Source organism: Streptomyces sp. NPDC051109, assembly GCF_044455885.1.
Lineage (GTDB): Bacteria > Actinomycetota > Actinomycetes > Streptomycetales > Streptomycetaceae > Streptomyces.
Genome location: NZ_JBITFF010000005.1, coordinates 191676 through 212540 on the forward strand (window position 1 = coordinate 191676; position 20865 = coordinate 212540).

The 20865-nt window shown below is 72.4% G+C and carries 20 protein-coding genes; 6 read left to right on the forward strand and 14 right to left on the reverse strand.

The window, feature by feature from the left end; all coding sequences use genetic code 11:
- Window positions 1–177: 177 nt before the first annotated feature.
- Window positions 178–504, forward strand: a complete 327-nt coding sequence (locus ACIBAD_RS12065; RefSeq protein WP_030153796.1) for a hypothetical protein — start codon at window positions 178–180, stop codon at window positions 502–504.
- Between the two features lie 28 nt (window positions 505–532).
- Here the strand turns inward: ACIBAD_RS12065 and ACIBAD_RS12070 are convergent, their stop codons facing one another.
- From ACIBAD_RS12070 to mce, 7 genes are all read right to left on the reverse strand, one after another.
- Window positions 533–1384, reverse strand: a complete 852-nt coding sequence (locus ACIBAD_RS12070; protein ID WP_134071095.1) for an ABC transporter permease — start codon at window positions 1382–1384, stop codon at window positions 533–535.
- A complete protein-coding gene (locus ACIBAD_RS12075) occupies window positions 1381–2508 on the reverse strand; it encodes an ABC transporter ATP-binding protein (protein ID WP_134071093.1) in 1128 nt (375 codons plus the stop codon). Before ACIBAD_RS12075 ends, ACIBAD_RS12070 begins: the two co-directional genes overlap by 4 nt.
- 188 nt (window positions 2509–2696) lie before the next feature.
- On the reverse strand, window positions 2697–3476 hold the full coding sequence (locus ACIBAD_RS12080) for an ABC transporter permease subunit (RefSeq protein ID WP_398906415.1): 780 nt from the start codon (window positions 3474–3476) through the stop codon (window positions 2697–2699).
- A 2-nt stretch (window positions 3477–3478) separates the two neighbouring features.
- Window positions 3479–4480: an ABC transporter ATP-binding protein gene (locus ACIBAD_RS12085; protein ID WP_398906174.1), complete on the reverse strand. Its 1002-nt coding sequence runs from the start codon at window positions 4478–4480 to the stop codon at window positions 3479–3481.
- 148 nt (window positions 4481–4628) lie between these two features.
- The gene (locus tag ACIBAD_RS12090) at window positions 4629–5567 is read right to left on the reverse strand and encodes a cellulose-binding protein (protein ID WP_030153801.1); all 939 of its coding nucleotides are present in this window, start codon (window positions 5565–5567) and stop codon (window positions 4629–4631) included.
- A 193-nt stretch (window positions 5568–5760) separates the two neighbouring features.
- Entirely contained in the window at window positions 5761–10296 is a 4536-nt protein-coding gene (scy, locus tag ACIBAD_RS12095; protein ID WP_166682042.1) for a polarized growth protein Scy, read from the reverse strand.
- Between the two features lie 193 nt (window positions 10297–10489).
- Window positions 10490–10918, reverse strand: coding sequence for a methylmalonyl-CoA epimerase (gene mce, locus ACIBAD_RS12100; RefSeq protein WP_048476381.1), 429 nt, complete (start codon window positions 10916–10918; stop codon window positions 10490–10492).
- 136 nt (window positions 10919–11054) lie between these two features.
- Between mce and ACIBAD_RS12105 the strand changes: the two genes are divergently transcribed.
- On the forward strand, window positions 11055–12251 hold the full coding sequence (locus tag ACIBAD_RS12105) for an acetyl-CoA C-acetyltransferase (RefSeq protein WP_134071089.1): 1197 nt from the start codon (window positions 11055–11057) through the stop codon (window positions 12249–12251).
- A gap of 82 nt (window positions 12252–12333) precedes the next feature.
- Entirely contained in the window at window positions 12334–13293 is a 960-nt protein-coding gene (gene meaB / locus ACIBAD_RS12110; protein WP_134071087.1) for a methylmalonyl Co-A mutase-associated GTPase MeaB, read from the forward strand.
- A gap of 80 nt (window positions 13294–13373) precedes the next feature.
- Here the strand turns inward: meaB and ACIBAD_RS12115 are convergent, their stop codons facing one another.
- From ACIBAD_RS12115 to ACIBAD_RS12135, 5 genes are all read right to left on the reverse strand, one after another.
- Window positions 13374–13448 (reverse strand): 50S ribosomal protein bL37, encoded by a 75-nt coding sequence (locus tag ACIBAD_RS12115; protein ID WP_099895366.1) that lies wholly within the window; start codon window positions 13446–13448, stop codon window positions 13374–13376.
- Between the two features lie 216 nt (window positions 13449–13664).
- Window positions 13665–14141, reverse strand: a complete 477-nt coding sequence (locus ACIBAD_RS12120; protein WP_134074390.1) for a MarR family transcriptional regulator — start codon at window positions 14139–14141, stop codon at window positions 13665–13667.
- A gap of 68 nt (window positions 14142–14209) precedes the next feature.
- On the reverse strand, window positions 14210–15040 hold the full coding sequence (locus tag ACIBAD_RS12125; protein WP_398906179.1) for an AIM24 family protein: 831 nt from the start codon (window positions 15038–15040) through the stop codon (window positions 14210–14212).
- Complete coding sequence (locus ACIBAD_RS12130; protein WP_030153809.1) at window positions 15037–15687, reverse strand: AIM24 family protein; 651 nt, start codon at window positions 15685–15687, stop codon at window positions 15037–15039. Before ACIBAD_RS12130 ends, ACIBAD_RS12125 begins: the two co-directional genes overlap by 4 nt.
- Window positions 15687–16325, reverse strand: a complete 639-nt coding sequence (locus ACIBAD_RS12135) for an AIM24 family protein (protein WP_053689446.1) — start codon at window positions 16323–16325, stop codon at window positions 15687–15689. Before ACIBAD_RS12135 ends, ACIBAD_RS12130 begins: the two co-directional genes overlap by 1 nt.
- 162 nt (window positions 16326–16487) lie before the next feature.
- On the opposite strand from ACIBAD_RS12135, the gene ACIBAD_RS12140 reads away from it, so the two are divergent.
- On the forward strand, window positions 16488–16838 hold the full coding sequence (locus ACIBAD_RS12140) for a DUF3817 domain-containing protein (RefSeq protein ID WP_030153811.1): 351 nt from the start codon (window positions 16488–16490) through the stop codon (window positions 16836–16838).
- Window positions 16835–17125, forward strand: a complete 291-nt coding sequence (locus ACIBAD_RS12145; RefSeq protein ID WP_030153812.1) for an MTH1187 family thiamine-binding protein — start codon at window positions 16835–16837, stop codon at window positions 17123–17125. The genes ACIBAD_RS12140 and ACIBAD_RS12145 overlap by 4 nt, the downstream gene beginning before the upstream one ends.
- A gap of 253 nt (window positions 17126–17378) precedes the next feature.
- On the opposite strand, the gene ACIBAD_RS12150 is transcribed toward ACIBAD_RS12145, so the two are convergent.
- Window positions 17379–18437, reverse strand: coding sequence for a glycoside hydrolase family 6 protein (locus ACIBAD_RS12150; protein ID WP_398906182.1), 1059 nt, complete (start codon window positions 18435–18437; stop codon window positions 17379–17381).
- A 106-nt stretch (window positions 18438–18543) separates the two neighbouring features.
- Window positions 18544–19542 carry a DUF5937 family protein gene (locus ACIBAD_RS12155; protein WP_398906184.1) on the reverse strand — a complete coding sequence of 333 codons (999 nt, stop codon included), beginning with the start codon at window positions 19540–19542 and terminating at the stop codon, window positions 18544–18546.
- Window positions 19543–19619: 77 nt separating this feature from the next.
- Between ACIBAD_RS12155 and ACIBAD_RS12160 the strand changes: the two genes are divergently transcribed.
- Window positions 19620–20864: an MFS transporter gene (locus ACIBAD_RS12160; protein WP_398906186.1), complete on the forward strand. Its 1245-nt coding sequence runs from the start codon at window positions 19620–19622 to the stop codon at window positions 20862–20864.
- The last annotated feature ends 1 nt before the right edge of the window (window position 20865 follow it).

Sequence of the window (20865 nt, forward strand, 5' to 3'; positions counted from 1 at the left end):
AACGTCTGACACGTGCCAAAGGCACGGCCTGACACGAAAGTTATTGGGATAGTCAGGCTGGCCGACTGCGAGCGCGTCGCCGTCGGCCGACCTCTGTCAGCCACCCTGCGGGTACCCGGCCTCGCTGCGCGTAGTCTGGGAGAAAGTCACTTCGGTCCGCCCATACGTGAGGTATACGTGTCACCGCGCCACAACCGCCCCAGGGGCGGCGAGACTCCGGAAGAACGCCCCCACACCGGCCTCGACCGCTTCGGGCTGGAGCGCACGGAGGAGTACCAGGGCGAGGAGTGGAAGGTCCGGCACGTCGCGGGCGCGAGCGCGGCGGGCAAGCGCTACCGCTGCCCGGGCTGCGACCAGGAGATCCCCTCGGGCACCCCGCACCTGGTCGCCTGGCCGGAGTACGGCGGCGTGGACGACCGCCGGCACTGGCACAAGGCGTGCTGGAACGCGAAGGACCGCCGCACCTCAAGGGTGCAGCGGTCCAGGAACGCTCCCAAGTACTGACTCCCAAGTGCTGGCTCCCGCCTGGGGATCAGACGTCGCGCCGGCCGACCACCGCGTACGAGCCCGCCACCGCGGCTCCCGTCACCAGCACGAGCAGCAGCACCTGGGCCGTGCCGCCGGCCGAGTTCCCGGTGTCGACGCCCGACAGGCCGAACAGCCTCATGATGGCGACCGGGGCGTTGTAGCGGAGCACGATGCTGCCGAACGGAGCCAAGGTCTCCCACATGCTGAGCATCGCCCCTATCACCGGCGGCAGCGTGACCAGTCCCAGCATCACGGCGATCGCCCCGGCGGAGTGCCGCAGCATCGCCCCGACCGCGAGGCCCAGCATCCCGAGCAGGGTGACGTAGACGCAGCCGGACAACGCGTGGGCCCACTCGGAGGCGCCGTGCGACCCGGCGGCCGAGCCGCCCCGCAGGATCGCGGAGGCCAGTCCCACGACCGCCACCGAACCGAAAACGGTGAGGAAGGCGACGGCGGCGAACACCAGGTACTTCGCGGTCAGCACCCGCGCCCGGTCCGGGGCGGCGGTCAGGGTCGTACGGATCATCCCGGTGCCGTACTCGGAGGTGATCGTCAGGACGCCGAGCACCATCACGGGGATCTGGCCCACCAGCAGCCCGAACAGCGCGGGCGCGGTGAGCGGCACGTCCCGGTAGTCGCTGGAGCGCGTCTCGGAGACGGCGAACAGCCCGATGCCGACGACGAGCAGCACCAGCGAGCCGAGCGTCCACACGGTCGAGCGCACCGAGATCAGCTTCGTCCACTCGGAGGCCACGGCGTGCCCGAGGTGCGGCCGGGGCGTCTCCAGCGGCGAGCTGTAGCTCTTCGGCCGCTCCGCCGTGCTCGTGCGGCTCGCAGGCGTCGTGGGGCCGGTCATCGGGTGTCCTCGCGGGTGTCCTTGGGGGTGTTCTGGGCGGTACCGGCGAGCTGGCCGGGCTCGGCGGGCATCAGGAAGGGCTGCCCGCCCGCCCCCGGCGGCGGGGGAGCGAAGAAGGCGCCCCGCGGTACCTCCGGCGCTTGGAGCTCGTCCTCCCAGGCCGGGACGGTGAGCGGCTCCGGCTCCCACAGCTCGGCGCGCGGGTCCTCGGTGGAGGTGTACTCCACGTCGGCCTGCGTCATCCGCATGTAGGCCTCCTCCAGCGAGGCCCGGTGCGGGGAGAGCTCCCACAGCCGTACGCCCGCCTCGTGGGCGACGTCGGAGATCCGCGGCAGCTCCAGGCCGGTCACGCGCAGTGCTCCGTCGGGCTCCTGGAGCACCCGGCCGCCGGCCTTGGTCAGGGCTTCACCCAGTGCATCCCGGCCACCGTGATCATTGTCGGCCGCGCGCACCCGCGCGAATCCGGCCGAGTTGTGCGCGATGAATTCCTGGGTGCCCATGTCGGCCAGCAGCCGCCCGCGGCCGATCACGATGAGGTGGTCCGCGGTCAGCGCCATCTCGCTCATCAGGTGTGAGGAGACGAACACCGTGCGGCCCTCGGCGGCGAGCCGGCGCATGAGGGTGCGGACCCAGAGGATGCCCTCGGGGTCGAGCCCGTTGACCGGCTCGTCGAACAGCAGCACCTGGGGGTCGCCGAGGAGCGCGGCGGCGATGCCGAGCCGCTGGCCCATGCCGAGCGAGAAGCCCTTCGTACGCTGCCGGGAGACGTCCTGGAGCCCGACGACCGCCAGTACCTCGTCCACGCGCTTCTCGGGGATGCCGGAGAGCTGGGCGAGGGAGAGCAGGTGCCTGCGGGCCCGGCGGCCGCCGTGCACGGCCTTGGCGTCGAGCAGGGCCCCGACGTTCCGCTGGGCGTTCGGCAGCTGCCGGAAGGGCAGGCCGTTGATCGTCACGCTGCCCGCCGTGGGCCGGTCCAGGCCGAGGATCATGCGCATGGTGGTGGACTTCCCGGAGCCGTTCGGCCCCAGGAATCCCGTCACGTGACCCGGCCTGACCTGGAAGGACAGCTGGTCGACGGCGGTCTTGGCGCCGTAGCGCTTGGTCAGGCCGACAGCCTCGATCATTGCTCTGCCTCTGCTCTGCCCCTTGCCAGGACCGGACGGCTTTCGTCCGCGTAAGGGTTAAGAGGATATCGAGTCGCCTACGGTTCCACCCCGGGCCGGATCCCTGAGCTCACCCTGACTCCGACCCGGGGATGACCCGTAGTACCTGCGGCGTCGGTCGCACGGCTGACGCCGCAGGATCGCAGGGATCAGGCGTCGCGCTTCTTCAGCACCAGGTAGCCCCCGAGTACGGCGGCCAGCACCCACAGGGCCATGATCCCGAAGCCGCCCCACGGCCCGTAGGGGGCCTCGCCGCTGTCCATCGCGCCCGGGACCACCTGCATGATCTTGGAGCCTGCCTGGTCCGGGAAGTACTGGGCGACCTTGCGGGTGGCGCTGACCGCCCCGAGGATCGTCGAGACGAGGAAGAAGAACGGCATCAGGATGCCGAGCGACAGCATCGAGCTGCGCAGGATCGTCGCCACGCCCATGGAGAACAGGGCGATCATGGCCATGTAGAGGCCGGCGCCGACCACGGCGCGCAGCACGTTCGGCTCGTCGATGCCGATGCTGCGGTCGCCCAGGATGGCCTGTCCCAGGAAGAAGGACAGGAAGCTGGTGACGAGGCCCACGACCAGCGCGAGGCCGGTGGCCACGATGAGCTTGCCGGCCAGGAAGCTTGCCCGGCGCGGTACGGCGGCCAGCGAGGTGCGGATCATGCCCGAGCTGTATTCGGTGCCGACCACCAGCACACCGAAGACGATCATGGCGAGCTGGCCGAGGGTCATGCCCGCGAAGCTCGCCAGGGTCGGGTCGAAGGTGACCTGCTGCTCCTTCGGCATGTCGTCGAAGGTGGCGTTGAAGACGGCGCACAGGCCGGCGCTCACGCCGACCGTGACCACCAGCGCGGCGACCAGGGTCCAGGTGGTGGAGGCGACGGTGCGGATCTTGGTCCACTCGGAGCGGAGGACGGCGGGGAAGGAGGACATGGTCACTGCCCGCCCTTGCGCGTCGCCTCGTACCCGGCGCCCCACACGGGGGCGTCGGCGGCGGGGCCGGGCCCCGGAGGCAGCCCCGGCTCTCCCGGTGCGTGGGCGTGGTACTCGACGGAGTCCGCCGTCATGCGCATGAACGCTTCCTCCAGTGAAGCCCGTTGCGGGCTGAGTTCGTGCAGCACGATCTGGTGCTGGGCGGCCAGCTCGCCGAGCCGCTCCGGGCCGACCCCGTCGATCTCCAGCGCGCCGGTGGCCGGGACGCTGATGGCGTCGATCCCGGCTTCGTGCAGGACGTCCTTGAGCCGCTCCTGCTGCGGCGAGCGCAGCCGGACGTAGCTGCGCGAGTTCTTGTGAATGAAATCAGCCATGGACATGTCGGCCAGAAGCTTTCCCTGGCCGATGACGATCAAATGGTCCGCGGTGAGCGCCATTTCGCTCATCAGGTGGGACGAGACGAAGATCGTCCGTCCCTCCGACGCCAACCCCTTCATAAGATTTCGGATCCAGAGAATTCCCTCCGGGTCCAGACCATTGACGGGCTCGTCGAACATCAGGATCTCCGGGTCGCCCAGCAGGGCAGAGGCGATTCCCAGCCGCTGGCCCATGCCCAGCGAAAATCCTTTCGACTTCTTCTTCGCCACCGGCGTCAGCCCGACAAGATCCAGTACCTCCGCGACCCGGCTCTCCGGGATGCGGTTCGACTGGGCAAGGCAGAGAAGGTTGTTGTAAGCGCTGCGGCCGCCGTTCATGGCTTTCGCGTCCAGCAGCGCCCCGATGTGCTTCAGCGGCTCCGGCAGGTCCCGGTAGTGCTTCCCGTCGATCCGGACCGTACCGCTGGTCGGGTTGTCGAGGTCGAGCATCATGCGCATGGTCGTGGACTTCCCGGCCCCGTTGGGGCCGAGGAAGCCGGTCACCACCCCCGGTCTGACCTGGAAGCTGAGGTGGTCCACGGCGGTCTTCGCGCCGAATCGTTTGGTAAGGCCCTCAAGCTCGATCATGCGCTCACGCTAGAACGCCCGAGGGCCCCACGCCACCTCAATCAGGTGACATAGGGCCCTCGGGCAGGACGTTCGTCCACGGACCGGTAGACGGCGGCCGTCCGACCGGTCGACCGCCGGTGAACTGCCGTACGTACCAGTGCCCGTACTAGCGGCTCTGCTGAGCCGGAACGCCGCGCGTGACCGGCTCGTCGTCGACGATCGGGTTGGCCGCCGCGACGGCCGCACCGGTCAGCGTCGCCAGCATCTCGCGGACGTTGGTGAGCTGGGCGTTGATGGAGTCGCGGCGGTTGGTGAGCGCCGCCAGCTCGCGCTCGGACTCGCTGCGGATACGGTCCGCCTTCGCGTTGGCGTCGGCGACGATGTCCTCGGCCTGGCGCTGCGCGGTCTCGACGGTCTGGCGGGCGCGGCGCTCGGCGTCCGTACGGAGCTTCTCGGCCTCCAGGCGCAGCTGCTCGGCGCGGTGCTCGATCTCCGCGAGGCGCTTCTCGGCCTTGGCCTGACGCGAGGCCAGGTCGCGCTCGGACTGCTCACGGCGCTTGGCCAGGTTGGTCTCGAAGTCCGCGGCGGCCTGCGCGGCCTTGGCGCGGGTCTCCTCGAACAGGGCGTCGGCCTCCTCGCGCTTGGAGGCGGCGTCCTTCTGGGCCTCGGCGCGCAGGGTGGAGGCGTCTCCCTTGGCCTTCTCGACGATGCGGACGCCCTCGTCCTCCGCCTTCGACTTGCGGTCGGCGGCGAACGACTCGGCGTCGTTGCGCACCTGCTGGGCAGCCGACTCGGCGAGCTCGCGGTGCTGCTCGGCCGCGCGACGGGCCTCCTCGCGCAGGTCCTTCGCCTCCTCCTCGGCCAGGCGCAGGATCTTCTCGACCCGGGCGCCGAGGCCGGCGTACGACGGCTCGGCGTCGCTCACCTGGGCCTGGGCGTTCTGCGTCTCAAGGTGCAGCTCCTCGATCCGCTTTTCCAGAGAGTTGATACGTCCAAGGGCGCTGTCGCGGTCGGAGACCAGCTTGGTAATGCGGTCGTCCACCTGACCGCGGTCGTAACCACGCCGCACGAGCTCGAAGCCGAAGGGGGAGGAAGTGTCGCTCATGGGGTTCCTGTCGAATGAGACCGATGAGGTGCTACGTGAGGTGTTAGGGGAATCCTAGGCGCCCGAGCGGCGTGTCATCGAGTCAATCCACGTTTGATCTGGACAATGACACCCCTTTTGAGTGGCAAGGCGGCAGAATGCTTGTCACTCGTTCGGATGAATCTTCATCAGGAACACACATCCTGATCGATTGCTAGCCCTCTGACGCCTTGCCACCCGAACGAGTGGAACCGGCTGCGGCTCCCGCCTTCACGCCCCCCGCGCCCTGACCGCCGACCGCCGGCTTTCCGCCGCCCGAAGGCGCCTCGAATGACTCCAACGCCTCAAGAACGTCCTGGACACGGGAGATCTCCGCCTGAATGTCCTCGCGCCTGCGCACCAGGACCTCCAGCTCGCGACGCCCCTCGTCGACCAGCCGCTCCGCCTCCGCCTTCGCCTCCGCGAGCGCCTTCTCGGCCTCCCGCGCCAGCTCGGCCTTCTTCTGCTCGGCCTCCTTGAGCAGCGCCTCCGCCTTGCGCACCGCGGCGATCCGGACCTTGCTCGCCTCGCTGCTCGCGTCCGACACCAGCGCCTTGGCCTTCGACTCGGCCTCGACGCTCTGCTCGGTCGCCGCCCGCACCAGCTTGTCCACGCGCTCGCCGGCCGACTTCATCTGCTCGGCGGACTCCCGGCGGGCCCGCTCGTGCAGCTCCTCGACCTCGCTCTCGACGCGGGAACGCAGCTCCTCCGCCCGCTCCCTTATGGCGGCCGCATCCGTGCGGGCGCCGACCAGCAGCTCGTCCGCGTCCGTACGGGCCTTCTCCACCAGGGAGTTGCCCTCGACCGTCGCCTCGGACGAGATCCGCGCGGCCTCCTTGCGGGCCGCGTCGACCATCGCGTCGGCCTGCTCCTCGGCCGCCGTCGTCGCGGCCAGGGCCTGCGCCTGCGCGTCGGTGGTGAGCTTGTCCGCCTCGGCCGCCGCCTCGGTGATGAGACGGTCCACCTGCTCCGCGGCCTCGCTGCGCCGCTTGTTGGCGGCTTCGCGGGCCTCGTCCAGGAGCCGCTCCGACTCCGCGCGGGCCTTCGTACGCGTGCGCTCCGCCTCCGTCGCCGCCTGGGCCTTGACGCGCTCGGCCTCCGCGCGGGTACGGGTCGCGTGCTCCTGCGCCGAGGCCAGGGCCTCCGAGGCCTCCGCACGCAGCCGTTCGGCCTCGGCCTGCGCCTCGCCGACCGTGCGCTCGTTGTCCCTGCGGGTCTGCTCGGTGAGCTTGTCCGCCTCGGACGCCGCCTCGGTGATGAGCTTGTCCGCCTGCTCGGCGGCCTCGCCGCGCAGCCGGCCCGCCTCCGCGCGCGCGTCGTCGAGCGTCTGCTCCGCCTCCCGCTCGGCGCTCGCCAGCGTCTCGTTCGCCGCGACCGTGACCCGGTCGGCCTCCGCGGTGGCCTCGCCGATGATCCGGCCGCCCTCCGCGCGGGCGTCGTCCAGGGTCCGCGCCGCCTCGGCGCGCAGCCGCTCGGCCTCGGCCGCGGCCTCGCCGACCGTGGCCTCGTTGGCCGCACGCGTCTCGTCGACCAGCCGGTCGCCCTCGTTGCGGGCGTCGACCAGGACCCGCGCCGCGTCCCGCTCGGCCGCGGCCAGCATGTCGGACGCCTGCCGGGTGAGCCGCTCGGCCTTCGCCGTCGCCTCCCCGACCGCGGCCTCGTTCGCGGCGCGCGTCTGCTCGGTGAGCTTGTCCGCCTCGGAGGCGGCCTCGGTGATGAGCCGGTCCGCCTGCTCGGCGGCCTCCGTACGCAGCCGGTTGGCCTCGGAGCGGGCCTCGTCCAGGGTGCCCGCCGCCTCGGCGCGGGTGGCCTCGGCCGCCAGGGCCGCCTCGGTGGTGAGCCGTTCGGCCTCGGCCGCGGCCTCGCCGACCGTCACCGCGTTCGCGGCCTCGGCCTCGTCGGTCAGCCGCTTGGCCTCCGCCGTCGCCTCCGCGACGATCCGGCCGCCCTCGGCGCGCGAGGCCTCAAGGGCCTCCGCCGCCTCGCCGCGGATCCGGTTCGCGTCGTCCCGGGCATCGGCCTTGGTACGGGCCGCGTCGCGCTCGGCCGCGGCCAGCGCGTCCGTCGCCTCCGTACGCACCCGCTGGGCGTACTCGGCGGTGTCGCTGCGCAGCTGCTCCGCCTCGGCGATCGCGTCGCCGACCGTACGCTCGGCCAGCGCCTTCGCCGCGTCCGTCTCCGCCCGCGCCTCGGTACGGATCCGGTTGGCGTCCTCGGTGGCCCGCTCGCGCTCGTCGTAGGCGTCCGCGCGGACCCGCGCGGCCTCCTCCTCGGCCTCCGTCTTCGTGCGCTCCGCCGCGTGCTCGGCGGCGCTGCGCAGCCCGGTGATCTCCTCCTCGGCCTCCTCGCGCAGACCTGCCACGGAGTCCCGCACCTGCTGGGCGGTGGCCTCCGCCGCCGACACCAGCTCCGCGGCGCGCCGCTCCGCCTCCTCGGTCAGGCGGGCCGCCTCGGCCTGCGCCTCCTCGGAGCGCTTGCGGGCCGAGGCCAGCAGCTCCTCGCTCTGCTCGCGCGCCTGGGCCCGCTCGCTGTCCGCGTCCGTACGGGCCGACGCGAGGGTCTCCTCGGCCTCCCGGCGGCGCCGTGCGGCCTCCTCCTGCGCGGCGGCCAGCGCCTCGGCGGCCTCCGCGGCGACCCGCTCGGCGGCGGCCTTCGCCTCCGCGCGCAGCCGGTCCGCGGTCTCCTGCGCCTCCGAACGCACCCGCTCCGCCTCGGACTCCGCCTCGCTGCGCAGCCGTACGGCGACCTGCTCGGCCTCCGCGCGGGTGCGCCCGGCGTCCTCCGCGGCGTCCGTGCGCAGCTGGTCGGCCTCCGCCTCCGACTGCGCCTGGAGGCTGCGGATCCGCTCCGCCGACTCGGCGCGCAGCCGGTCGGCCTCCTCGGCGGTCTCCCGGCGGATGGTCTCCGCCGCCCCACGGGCGTCGCGCAGCGTCTGCTCGGCCGTGCCCAGCCGGCTCTCGGCCTCCGCCTGCAGGCGTACGAGCTCCTCCTCGGCCTCCGCCCGCTTCGCCGCGAGGGCCTGCTCGGTCTCCTCGCGCCGCGCACGGGCCGCCGCGTCGGCCTCGGCCCGTACGGACTCCGCCTGCTCCTCGGCCTCGTCGCGCAGCCGCTCCGCCTCCGCGCGGGTGCGCTCCAGCGTCTCCTCGGCCTGCTTGCGCAGCGTGGTGGCCCGCTCGACGGCCTCGGCGCGGACCCGCTCGCTCTCGGCCCTCGCCCCGCCGCGCAGCTCGTCCGCGTCCGACTTGGCCTTGCCCAGCAGCTCCTCGGCGGTCCGGGCCGCCTCCTCGATCTGCTGGACGGCCTCGCGGCGCGCCTCGCCGCGGATCCGCTCGCCCTCGGCGACGGCCTCGGCGCGCAGCTGCTCGGCCTCGCCGCGCAGCCGCCGGGCCTCCTCCTGGAGTTCGACGGTCCGGGCCCGGTACTCCTCGGTGTCGTCCTTCGCCGCGCCCTTGAGCTCGTCGGCCGTGGCCGCCGCCTGGGCGCGCAGCCGCTCCGCCTCCGACTCGGCCTCGCGGCGGATCCGCTCGGCCTCCTCGGACGCGGCGCGGGTGGTGGCCCGGGCGTCCTCCGAGGCCTTGTTCAGTACGTCCTCGGCGGTGCGGGCCGCCTTCGCCAGCTGGGCGGCCGTGTCCTCGGCCGCCGCCGCGCGGGCCTGCTCCGCGGCTTCCGCGCGCAGCCGCTCGACGCCGGCGCGGGCGTCGGCGAGGGTCTGCTCGGCCTCGGCCCTGAGGGCCTCGGCCTCCTTGGTGGCCTCGCCGACCAGCCTGGCCACCTGCTCCTTGGCCGTGCGGGTGCGCTGCTCGTTCACCGACTCCGCCGAGGCGAGCTGCCGGGCGGCGCTCTCCTTGGCGTCCGCGAGGAGCTTCTCGGCCTCGGCGCGCGCGGTGCGCAGGGCGCCGTCGGCCTCCTGGACCCGCTGCTCGGCCACCCGGCCGAGGTCGAGGGTCTGCTGCCGGGTCTGCTCGGCCTCGGCGGTGGTGCTGCTGCGCAGCCGTTCGGCGTGCTCGGTGGCCTCCTGGGCCTGCGCGGAGGCGGCGGTCAGCAGCCGCTCGGCCTCCTTGCGCGCACGCAGCAGGGTCGCCTCGGTCTCCGCGCGGGCGGCCTCCGCGTCGGCGGCCAGCCGGCGGCGGGTCTCCTCCGCCACGCGGGCGGCCTCGGCACGGGCGGCGTTCAGGGACTGCTCGGCCTCGGCGCGGGACTCCTCCATGAGCCGGCGGGCCTGGGCCTCCGTCCGGGAGCGCAGCTGCTCGGCCCAGGCCACGTTCTCGTTGACGTGCGCCTCGACGGTCTGGCGGCGCTCGTTGAGCTCCTGGTCCAGGCGCTGGCGGCGGTTGACGGCCTCGGCGTGCAGCTCGGCCTGCAGGCGCGCCTGGTGCTCGGCGTGCTCCTGGAGGATGCGCTGCGTCTGGGCCCGGGCGTCGCGCAGTTCGCGCTCGGCGTCCGAGCGCATCTGGTCGGCCTGAATCTGGGCATTGCGCAGCAGCTGCTCCGCCTGGTAGCCCATGTCCGCACTGTCGTATGCGGGGCGGGACGCCAGATTGCGGCGTACCTCGTGGAGCTTGGCGCGCAGCACCTCGACCTGGTATCCGAGGTCTTCGGCGTGCTGGACGGCCTTCCCGCGCTCCTTCTTCAGCCGCTCCATCTCGGCTTCGAAGCGCGAGAGATGGTCGGCTTCAGCCTGATGGCTCTCCTGGCTTTCGTAGCCCCGCACAGCGCGGTCCCATCCGTCCCCTGGTCGCAAGCTCACTCCCAATTGAGCATCGCTCGCCCGCTGAACGACGCCCCCGGGGGAATGGTGTCAGATACCGGGGCAGGGGTCACAGGCCCCGACCCCGTCTCCGCACCGAACCCCGGCCGAGCCATGGCCACTCTACCGGCCGGGGAATCGGGCCATCAGTGGTCCATCAATGGTCGGGGTTGGAGGTGACCAGTTCGGTGAGGACTCCGTGGCAGTCCTTGGGGTGCAGGAAGGTGATCGAGGAGCCCATCGAGCCCGTGCGGGGCTGGTCGTAGAGGACCCGGACGCCCTTGCCGCGGATGGCCTCCGAGTCGCCGAGGACGTCTTCGGTGCCGAAGGCGATGTGGTGCACGCCCTCGCCGTTCTTGGCCAGCCACTTGCCCACCGCGGAGTCCTCGCGGGTGGGCTCGAGGAGCTGGAGGTAGGAGGCGCCGCCGTCGGAGGTCTCGTTGATCTTGAGCATGGCCTCGCGGACGCCCTGCTCCTCGTTGACCTCGGTGTGGAACACCTCGAAGCCGTACGTGGCACGGTAGAACTCGACAGTCTTGTCCAGGTCGAAGCAGGCGATCCCGATGTGGTCGATTCTTGTCAGCATGGGACCAGTGCACCGCCGCGGAGGGCCGTTACGCAACGTGCCAGCGATCACACCGACTGCCCGGTGACGGCGCGGGTACCGCTCAGTACATTCATGTAAACCCTCGTTCACCCTCATCTTCAAGGGGCTGTGCTCCATGTCCGGAACGAACAACACCACGTCAGTGATCGTCGCCGGGGCCCGCACCCCCATGGGGCGGCTGCTCGGCTCGCTGAAGTCCTTCTCGGGCGCCGACCTCGGCGGGTTCGCCATCAAGTCCGCGCTGGAGCGGGCCGGCATCACCGGTGACCAGGTGCAATACGTGATCATGGGCCAGGTGCTGCAGGCCGGCGCGGGCCAGATCCCCGCCCGCCAGGCGGCGGTCAAGGGCGGCATCCCCATGAACGTCCCGGCGCTCACGATCAACAAGGTGTGCCTCTCCGGCCTCGACGCGATCGCTCTGGCCGACCAGCTCATCCGCGCGGGCGAGTTCGACATCGTGGTCGCGGGCGGCCAGGAGTCCATGACCAACGCCCCGCACCTGCTGCCGAAGTCCCGTGAGGGCTACAAGTACGGCGCGATCGAGATGCTGGACGCGATGGCCTACGACGGCCTCACCGACGCCTTCGAGAACATCGCGATGGGCGAGTCCACCGAGAAGCACAACTCCCGCCTGGGCATCGAGCGCGCCCCGCAGGACGAGTTCGCCGCGGCCTCGCACCAGCGGGCCGCCGCCGCGCAGAAGAACGGCGTCTTCGAGGCCGAGATCACCCCGGTCGAGATCCCGCAGCGCAAGGGTGAGCCGGTCCTCTTCTCCCAGGACGAGGGCATCCGCCCGGAGACCACGGTCGAGTCCCTCGGCAAGCTGCGCCCCGCCTTCGCCAAGGACGGCACGATCACGGCCGGCACCTCCTCCCAGATCTCCGACGGCGCCGCCGCCGTGGTCGTGATGAGCAAGGCGAAGGCCGAGGAGCTGGGCCTGGAGTGGCTCGCCGAGATCGGCGCCCACGGAAATGTGGCCGGTCCCGACAACTCGCTGCAGTCGCAGCCGTCGAACGCGATCCTGCACGCCCTGAAGAAGGAGGGGCTCCAGGTCTCCGACCTGGACCTCATCGAGATCAACGAGGCCTTCGCGGCGGTCGCCGTGCAGTCAATGAAGGACCTCGGCGTGACCCCGGAAAGGGTGAACGTCAACGGTGGCGCCATCGCCCTGGGCCACCCGATCGGCATGTCCGGCGCCCGCGTGGTGCTGCACCTGGCGCTGGAGCTGAAGCGCCGCGGCGGCGGGGTCGGCGCGGCCGCGCTGTGCGGCGGCGGCGGCCAGGGCGACGCCCTGATCGTCCGCGTTCCTTGATCGGCAGGGTCCGGAGAAGCAGGACCGCCCCGTATTCGTACCCGAAGCCGTATCCGCAGCGAGACCGAGGAGCGCAGCACGTATGACGGTGGACGTCCCCCAGCTGGTGGCCCAGGCGCGTGAGGGCAGGCCGAGAGCGGTGGCCCGGCTGATCTCGCTGGTCGAGGGGGCGTCCCCGCAGCTGCGCGAGGTGATGGCGGCCCTGGCCCCGCTGACGGGCGGGGCGTACGTGGTGGGCCTGACCGGCTCACCGGGCGTCGGCAAGTCCACGTCCACCTCGGCGCTGGTCTCCGCGTACCGCAAGGCCGGCAAGCGGGTCGGCGTCCTCGCCGTCGACCCGTCCTCGCCGTTCTCCGGCGGTGCGCTCCTCGGCGACCGGGTCCGGATGTCGGACCACGCCTCCGATCCGGGGGTCTACATCCGCTCCATGGCCACCCGCGGCCACCTGGGCGGCCTGGCCTGGGCCGCCCCCCAGGCGATCCGGGTGCTGGACGCGGCCGGCTGCGAGGTGATCCTGGTCGAGACGGTCGGGGTCGGGCAGTCGGAGGTGGAGATCGCCTCGCAGGCCGACACCTCGGTGGTGCTGCTGGCCCCCGGGATGGGCGACGGGATCCAGGCCGCCAAGGCGGGGATCCTGGAGATCGGCGACGTGTACGTGGTGAACAAGGCGGACCGGGACGGCGCCGACGCCACCGCCCGGGAGCTGAACCACATGCTGGGCCTCGGGGAGTCCCGGGGCGCGGGCGACTGGCGGCCGCCGATCGTCAAGACGGTCGCGGCGCGCGGCCAGGGCATCGACGAGCTGGTCGAGGCCCTGGAGAAGCACCGGGCGTGGATGGACGAGCGCGGGGTGCTGGCGGAGCGGCGCACGTCCCGGGCCGCCCGCGAGGTGGAGACCATCGCGGTGACGACCCTGCGGGCCCGGATGGCTGACGTGCGCGGGGACGCGCACCTCGACGCCCTCGCGGCCCGGGTCGCGGCCGGCGAGCTGGACCCGTACGCGGCGGCGGACACCCTGCTGGCGACGCTCACGGAGGCCTGAGCGGCCGGACGGCGTACGTACGCGAGAGCCGCGCCCCGTTCCTTCGGGGCGCGGCTCTCGTACGTCTGCGGGCGGACCGGTCAGGCGTTGGGACGCTTGCCGTGGTTCGCCTTCTTCTTCTTGCGTGCTCGCTTCTTGTTGCCGCGCTTGGCCATGACGCCACTCCCTCGAAGATCGGGGTAATCCGGGCGTTCGCCAGTCTAGGGGCGCCCGATCCGGTCCGCACGGGAACCCGCGGACCGGCGCGTGTCAGTTGTCGCCGTCGTTGCCGTCGCCGTCCGAGTCCGCGGCGGCGGCCACCGCCGGGCTCCGGGCCGCCACCTCGGACGGCACCCGGACCGGGCGGCGGCCGACGCGGCGCCGGGCCGGTGTCAGGCCTTGCCGCGCTGGTCCCGCAGGTGCGCCGCGACCGGCTCCAGCGAGGCGCGCAGCGCCGCCAGGGCCTCCGGCGGCAGCAGGTCGATGAAATGCCGGCGGACGGACGCCACGTGGTGCGGGGCGACCTTCCGCATGAGCTCCATGCCCTCGTCGGTCAGGACGGCGTACAGCCCCCGACGGTCGGACTCGCAGTTCACCCGGACGACCAGGCCGGCCGTCTCCATGCGGGTGATCTGGTGGGACAGCCGGCTCTTGGACTGGAGCGTCGACGTCGCGAGATCGCTCATCCGCATCCGGTGGTCCTCCGACTCCGAGAGGTTCACCAGGATCTCGTAGTCGTTGTTGGTGAGTCCGAAGGGCTGGAGATCCTTTTCCAGCTGGTGCATCAGCAGTCTGCTGACGTCCAGGTGGGTGCGCCAGGTGCACTGCTCGGCCTCGGTCAGCCAGCGTGTGGCCGTCTCGGTCTCCATGGTCTCCATGAATGAACTCTACCTAAGAAGTTGAATTACGTACAAAAAATGTCAGGTCGAAGATCAGGTCACAGTCCGAGGCGCCGCTGGAGATCACCCAGCTGTCCCGGCATCCGCGGCACGCCGAGCTGCCCCAGCGGGCCCTGCTGCCCGTGGCCGCCGGTGTACCCGGCCCCCGGCACGCCCGCCGACTCCGCGCCGGCGCCGACCGTCCCGATCGCCTGCTCCGCCATCAGCATCTCCGAGGACTGCAGCAGCACCGTCCCGGCCCCGACGAACTCGAACTGGTGCTCCTCGCCGGAGCTGCCGCCGACGCCCGTCAGCGAGCGCAGCCCGCCGATGACGCCCGACATGTAGCCGTGGTCGTAGTGGTGGCAGGGGGACGGGCAGTCCGCCCAGCCCACCAGCGCCTGCGGGTCCACGCGCAGCGGCGGCTCCATGAACACCACCGGCCCGTTGGACGCCGCCACGAACTTCCCCGTTCCGATCAGGGTCAGGAATCCCGGCACGATCGACTGCTTGAGGGCGAGCGAGGGCTGGAAGGCCAGCAGGTTGCCCGACCGGATCGTCAGGTTCCCATTGTCCAGGTCGTACGAGTTCACGTCGAATGCCCGGTCGGCCAGCAGCATCTTGCCCTGGCCCTCGGCCACCACCCAGTCGGAGGCGTGCATCGGCGAGTGGAAGCTGGTGCGCAACAGCCGGTCGAAGCGGCCGTTGCCGACGCCGTTGAACTCCATGCGCCCGTAGTAGGCGATCATCTTGCCCTTCTGCAGGAACCACTGGCTCCCCTTGAGCTCCACGCAGAAGGTGTACGCGTTCACGTTGTCGTCGGAGGGCAGGGTGTGCGGGTCGAAGACCGTCGGGCCTCCCGGCCCGCCGATGACCGGACCAAAGTTCACAGCTTCTCCTCCGAGGCCTGCACGTACACGGCTCCCTGTCCCGACAGCTCCAGCTGGAACGCCTCGCCCGAGCCCCGCCCCACCATGTCCCGCCAGCCGAGCGCGGTGGAGAGCTTGTTCCTGACGTCCCCGTGGTGGGCCACGTACGCCTGCGGGTCGACGTGGATCGGGCGGTTCGGCGTGATGGGGAGTTCGATGACCCCGCCGTGGGCCATCACGGCGACCGAGCCGTGCCCCTTGAGGGTGGTGGTGAACAGGCCCTGGCCGGTCACCTGACCGCGGACCATGCCCATGACACCCCCTTGCGAGCCCATGAACATCGTGCCCTGCTGGAGCGTGCCGTCGAAGGCGAGCAGCCGGTCGGCCTCGACGTACAGGGTCTCGCCGGTCAGGTTGATCACCTGGATGTGGTGGCCGCCGTGGCCGAACATCACGGTGCCGCTGCCCTCGACCGTCATCAGCGGGGTCTGCTCGTTCGCCACGCGGCGCCCGATCATGCCCATCACCCCGCCCTGACCGCCGGTCAGGCTCGGGGTGAAGGAGACGTCGCCGCGGTACGCGAGCATCGCGCCGCGCTGGCTGAACATCCGCTGCCCCGGGATCACCTGGGCTTCGACCATCTTCGAGTTGATCTCGCGGAACGGCATCAGATGTCGCCCCCGATGGTGTTGCGCTCGCTGGGCTGCACGTAGACCAGGCCCTCGCCCTCGAAGCGGATCTGGAACGCCTCGCCCGATCCCTCGCCGATCAGGGTGCGGAAATTGATCCCCGACTGGAAGGACTGCTGGAGGTTCCCGGTGTGCGCGATGTACGCCCCCGGGTCGACGGAGAGCGGGTACTGGGCGCTGACGCGCAGCACCACCGCCGGGCCGTCGGACATGATCGCCGCCTGCCCGGAGCCCTCGACGGTGGTGGTGAACAGGCCGTTGCCCGTCGCCCCGCCGCGCAGGCCGGTGAAGGTGGTGCCGGTGCGCAGGCCGGCGTCGGTGCACAGCAGGTTGCTGGACTCCACGTACAGCTTCTCGCCGCGCAGGTTGACCAGATTGATTTCGCTCGCGCGGTCGGCGAAGAAGCAGGTGCCGTGCCCCTGCACTTCCATCACGGTCATCTGCTCACCCGTCAGCCGACGGGTCACCATGCCGCGCAAACCTTCGCCGCCGCCGGTCATCTTCTTGAAGGCCATCTGACCGTCGTACGCAACCATGGAGCCGTTCTTCGCTTTGACGGCATCCCCGGTCAGGTCGACGGCCAGCACCTTGCTGCCTTGGAGTCGGAACTGAGCCACGGGATGACGTTATCGGCAGCGGGCGGAGGCGAACAGGGCCCGGTGGCCGATATCCGGCGACTGCGGCATCTCGTACACCCGGGGCGGCGGCCCCGCCTCAAGATCGGGCAGGGCTGCTGAGACACTGGAACGGACCCCCGGCCACCACCCCGAAGGTTCATCGTGGACATCAAGACCGCTTCCGCCCTGCACCGGCTGCGCCTCATCTCCGTACCGGAGGCGCTGTCGTTCCCGGCCCTGCTGATCTTCGGATCGGTGCTGAGCCGGATCTCCGACATCGACTACCTGATGATGCCGCTGGGCATCCTGCACGGGATCCTGTTCGTCATCTACGCGGTCTTCCTGCTCGACGTGTGGAACAAGGCGAAGTGGCCGGTCAAGAAGGTCGCCCTGTTCTTCCTGCTGGCGCTGCTGCCCTTCGGCGGCCTCTACGGCGACAAGCTGCTCAAGCGCGAGGAGGCCGACAGCGTCATGGCGGCCCGCGCCCGGCGCGAGGCGGCGAACGCAGCGTGATCGTCGCGTTCTCGGTGACCCCGCTGGGGGTCGGTGAAGAGGTCGGCGAGTACGTGGCCGACGCGGTGCGCGTCGTACGGGAGTCGGGACTGCCGAACCGCACGGACGCCATGTTCACCTCCGTCGAGGGGGAGTGGGACGAGGTGATGGACGTGGTCAAGCGCGCGGTGGCGGCCGTGGAGGAGCGGGCGCCGCGGGTGTCCCTGGTCCTGAAGGCCGACATCCGCCCCGGGGTGGTCGACGGGCTGACGTCCAAGGTGGAGACGGTGGAGCGCCACCTGGCCTGATCCGCCCCGCTCCGAACGCCGCGGCCTGATCCCCCGTTCGGCGGAGCCCCGTTCGGCATGTCCAGGGTTTGTCACCTTTTTCGGTGATGCCAAACCCTGGGCCGTGCCACCAGGGGCCGAGCCCGGCGTGCTGCCGAGCGCGGTCACGCAGACCACGGACGTGGAGCAGCGCTCGATCGGGCTCGGGCCGGCGCGGGCGGCCGGGGCGGTTCGTAGCCGGCGCAGGCGCCGGACGAGTAGCCCCTCGCGGGGGCTACTCCTTGGCGCGGGCGGCCAGCCCGAGCGCGTAGTCCGGCCACCACCGGCCGGCCGCCGGCCCGCCGCGGCAGGGCCCGTCGGACTCGCCGGGCCGCTTGATCCAGAGGTACGCGTCGACGAGCGGGTCGCCCGTCCTGTCGGTCGGCGCGGTCCCGAGGGCGCGGCCGGGCGGGTTGCACCAGGCCTCGTCGCCGTCGCCGGTGAGCGGGCCCTCGCCGTTGCGGCTGGTGTCGATGACGAAGTGCTTGCCGTGGGCGGCCCCGGAGATGCGGGCGCCGTACTCCCGGCCGGCCGTGTCGGGCTGGAAGTTGGAGACGTTGAGGGAAAAGCCGTCGGCCTGGCCGAGCCCGGCCTGGTAGAGGGGTTCGACGAGCTTCATCGGGTCGGGGATCCAGGCCGGATGGCCGGCGTCCAGGTAGACCTTCGTGTTCCGGTTCCTCTTCAGCCGGGTGACGGCCTCGGAGAGGAGCCGCAAGCGCTCCTCGTGGTGGGCGGCCGGGGTGCAGCCGTCCACGATGTGCGGGACGGCGTCCGGCTCCAGGACCACCACCGCCCTGGCGTCGCCGACGGCGTCGGCGAAGGCCCCGATCCAGTTGCGGTACGCGGTGGCGCCGGCGGCCCCGCCCGCCGAGTGCCGGCCGCAGTCGCGGTGCGGGATGTTGTACGCGGTGAGCACCAGGACCCGGCCCGCCGCCTCGGCGCCCTTCGCGGCCCTGCGGATCGCGGGACCGGGGTCGTGGCCCGGTGCCCACAGGGCCATGGGCCGTTCCGAGATCCGGCGCAGCAGCCGAGCGTCGCTGTCGCGGCCCTGCACCTCCCAGGCGGCGACCTGCCGGGCGGCGTCGCTCTCCGGGTCCACCCAGTACGGGGATCCGGCGGGCGGGGCCTGCGCCGAGGCCTCGGGCGGCGCCTCCGCGGGCGCGTGCGGCGGGGCGGACTCCCCGCTGCCGCAGCCGGGGGCCGCGGCGAGCAGCAGGGCGAGGCCGAGCGCGGCGGCGAGGGGGCGGGGGCGGCCGGGAGGCGGGCGGCGTCGGGTTCGGGGTCGGCCTGGCATCCGGGTTCCTCGGGGCGAAGGGTCGGTGCGCGCAATTGCGGAATCGCAGACCGCCACATCGTGGCATGACGGTCGGTCACCCCCGCTCCGCGACACCGCACGCCGCCTACGTGCGGGGCGCACCGCCCGTCGTGAGGGCGATGGCGAGCGGGGTGCGCTCGTAGAGGATCCGGTGGCCGTGCCGGGCCGAGATCAGCAGACCGGCGGCGTGCAGAACCTTCAGGTGCGCCGACACCGTCGCGGGGGCGAGGCCGAGCCGGCGGGCCAGCTCCGTCGTGGAGGACGGCTCGTCGAGCGCGCACAGCACGTCGGCCCGGCCGCGGCCCAGCAGCCGCGCCAGCGCCCGCGGGGTCGGACCCGCCGACGCCGTCCACAGCGCGCCGATGCCCCGCGCCGGATACACCAAAGTCGGCTGCCAGGGCGGGTCGTACCCGCCGACCACCTCCGGCCACACGAACGCGCTCGGCATGAGGAGCAGCCCCTGCCCGCCCAGGGAGCGGTCGTGGTGGTTGGCGCGGTCGATGGTGAGCGTCCCGTCCGACCACCGCAGGTCCGGGTGGAGGCCGTCGAACAGCGCCTCCAGCCCGCCCGCCGCCAGCCGCCGCGAGTGGAACAGGACGTCGGCCTCCAGCAGCGCCCGCAGCCGCGGCCAGTGCGGGGCGACCAGCGCGGCCCAGGCCTGCGCGTAGAGGTCGGCCAGCTCCCGCACGGCGCGGGCCGGGTCGGCGAGCATCCGCCGCCCGAGGTCGCTCTCGGCGGCGCCCGGGGTACAGACCAGGGACCGCCGCAGGTCCTCCCGTACGGCCTGCGGATCGGCGGCCGCGGACCGGACCCGCGCCAGCTCCTGTTCGAAGGTGACGGAGGGTCCGACCGGCGGCGGGCTCAGGAAGTCCGGGTTGTGGCCGGCCCGCGGCATCAGCAGCCACAACGGCCGCAGGTCCAGCCCCTCGGCGGCCGCCCGGACCTGCCGCAGCCAGGGCAGGTGGTACGTCTGCCGCTCCGGCTGCAGCAGGGTCCGCACCGCCTCCTGCGTCTCCCACCGCGGCGAGACGGAGAACCGGCACCGCAACAGGTCCCCGGCCCCGAACCGGAAGTGGAACGCCATGCCTCTCCCCCCGGGGTGCGATTCGGCGTACGGCGAATCACTGCCGAACCCCCACCGTAGTCCCGCAGGGTCGCCGTATGTCCCTCACCGTCAACGAGGCCGCCGGCGGATACCGGTCCGTCTTCCGGGTCCGGGAGTTCCGGCCCGTGTTCGCCGCGCACCTGCTGTCCGTCCTCGGCATCGTCGTCGCCGAGATCGCCCTCACCGTCCTCGTGTTCCGCGCCACCGGCTCACCCCTGATGAGCGCGCTCACGTTCGCCCTCGGCTTCCTCCCGTACGCGCTCGGCGGGACCCTCCTCGCCGGGATCGCCGACCGCAGGCCCGCCCGCCGGGTCCTCGTCGGCTGCGACCTCCTCTGCGCCGCCTGCGCGGCGGCCATGGTCCTGCCCGGCACCCCCGTCGCCGGGCTGCTCGTCCTGCGCTGCGCCATGGCCTTCGTCGCCCCCCTCTTCCAGGGCACGCGCAACGCCTCCCTCGCCGACGTCCTCGGCCCCGGCGACGCCTACGTCCTCGGCCGCTCCCTCATGCGGATGGTGGCCCAGAGCGCCCAGCTCATCGGCTTCGGCCTCGGCGGGCTGCTGCTCACCGTCCTCGCCCCGCGCGCGGCCATCGCCCTGACCGCCGCCGGATTCCTGTGCTCGGCCCTGCTGCTGCGCTTCGGCACGGCGGCGCGGCCGGCCCGGACCGCCGCCGAGCGCACCTCCCCGCTCGCCGGGCTGCGCGCCGTCCTGGGCGAGCGCCGCCGGCGCGCCCTGATCCTGCTGTTCTGGCTGCCGCCCGTCTTCGTCATCGCGCCCGAGGCGCTGCTCGCCCCGTACGCGGACGCCGTCGGCGCGGGCACCGCCGCCCTGGGAGTGATGATGTGCGCGCTGCCCGTCGGCACCATCGCGGGTGAACTGTGGGCCGGCTCGGTGCTCGGCCCGCGGGCCCGCTCCCGGATCGTGGCCCCGCTCGCGGCCGCCGGCCCGCTGCCGCTGCTCGTGTACGCCTTCCGGCCCGGGGTGGCGGCCGTACTGGCCGCCCTGCTGCTGGCCGGCCTGGCGCACGCGTACACCCTCGGCCTCGACCAGTGGTACGTCGACGCCGTCCCGGACGCGCTGCGCGGCCGGGCGATGACCCTGCTGAGCACCGGGCTGATGACCCTCCAGGGCGTCGGCATGGCCCTGGCCGGGCTGGCCGCCGAGTTCCTGCCGGTGCACGTGGTCGTGGCGGGTGCGGCCGTCCTCGGCACGGCGGTGGCCCTGCTCCTCCTGGCCGAACTGCGGGCCGCGGGGCGGCAGGGCGGCCGACCGAGGAATGAGACGGGGCCCGCCGCCAAATGAC

Excerpts from the sequence above, each read along its gene's own strand:
- ACIBAD_RS12070 (WP_134071095.1), bottom strand. The coding sequence starts at position 1,384 with ATGACCGGCCCCACGACGCCTGCGAGCCGCACGAGCACGGCGGAGCGG.
- ACIBAD_RS12130 (WP_030153809.1), bottom strand. The coding sequence starts at position 15,687 with ATGCCGTTCCGCGAGATCAACTCGAAGATGGTCGAAGCCCAGGTGATC.
- ACIBAD_RS12075 (WP_134071093.1), bottom strand. The coding sequence starts at position 2,508 with ATGATCGAGGCTGTCGGCCTGACCAAGCGCTACGGCGCCAAGACCGCC.
- meaB (WP_134071087.1), top strand. The coding sequence starts at position 12,334 with ATGACGGTGGACGTCCCCCAGCTGGTGGCCCAGGCGCGTGAGGGCAGG.
- ACIBAD_RS12090 (WP_030153801.1), bottom strand. The coding sequence starts at position 5,567 with ATGAGCGACACTTCCTCCCCCTTCGGCTTCGAGCTCGTGCGGCGTGGT.
- ACIBAD_RS12160 (WP_398906186.1), top strand. The coding sequence starts at position 19,620 with ATGTCCCTCACCGTCAACGAGGCCGCCGGCGGATACCGGTCCGTCTTC.
- ACIBAD_RS12120 (WP_134074390.1), bottom strand. The coding sequence starts at position 14,141 with ATGGAGACCGAGACGGCCACACGCTGGCTGACCGAGGCCGAGCAGTGC.
- ACIBAD_RS12105 (WP_134071089.1), top strand. The coding sequence starts at position 11,055 with ATGTCCGGAACGAACAACACCACGTCAGTGATCGTCGCCGGGGCCCGC.
- mce (WP_048476381.1), bottom strand. The coding sequence starts at position 10,918 with ATGCTGACAAGAATCGACCACATCGGGATCGCCTGCTTCGACCTGGAC.
- ACIBAD_RS12085 (WP_398906174.1), bottom strand. The coding sequence starts at position 4,480 with ATGATCGAGCTTGAGGGCCTTACCAAACGATTCGGCGCGAAGACCGCC.
- ACIBAD_RS12080 (WP_398906415.1), bottom strand. The coding sequence starts at position 3,476 with ATGTCCTCCTTCCCCGCCGTCCTCCGCTCCGAGTGGACCAAGATCCGC.
- ACIBAD_RS12155 (WP_398906184.1), bottom strand. The coding sequence starts at position 19,542 with ATGGCGTTCCACTTCCGGTTCGGGGCCGGGGACCTGTTGCGGTGCCGG.
- ACIBAD_RS12150 (WP_398906182.1), bottom strand. The coding sequence starts at position 18,437 with ATGCCAGGCCGACCCCGAACCCGACGCCGCCCGCCTCCCGGCCGCCCC.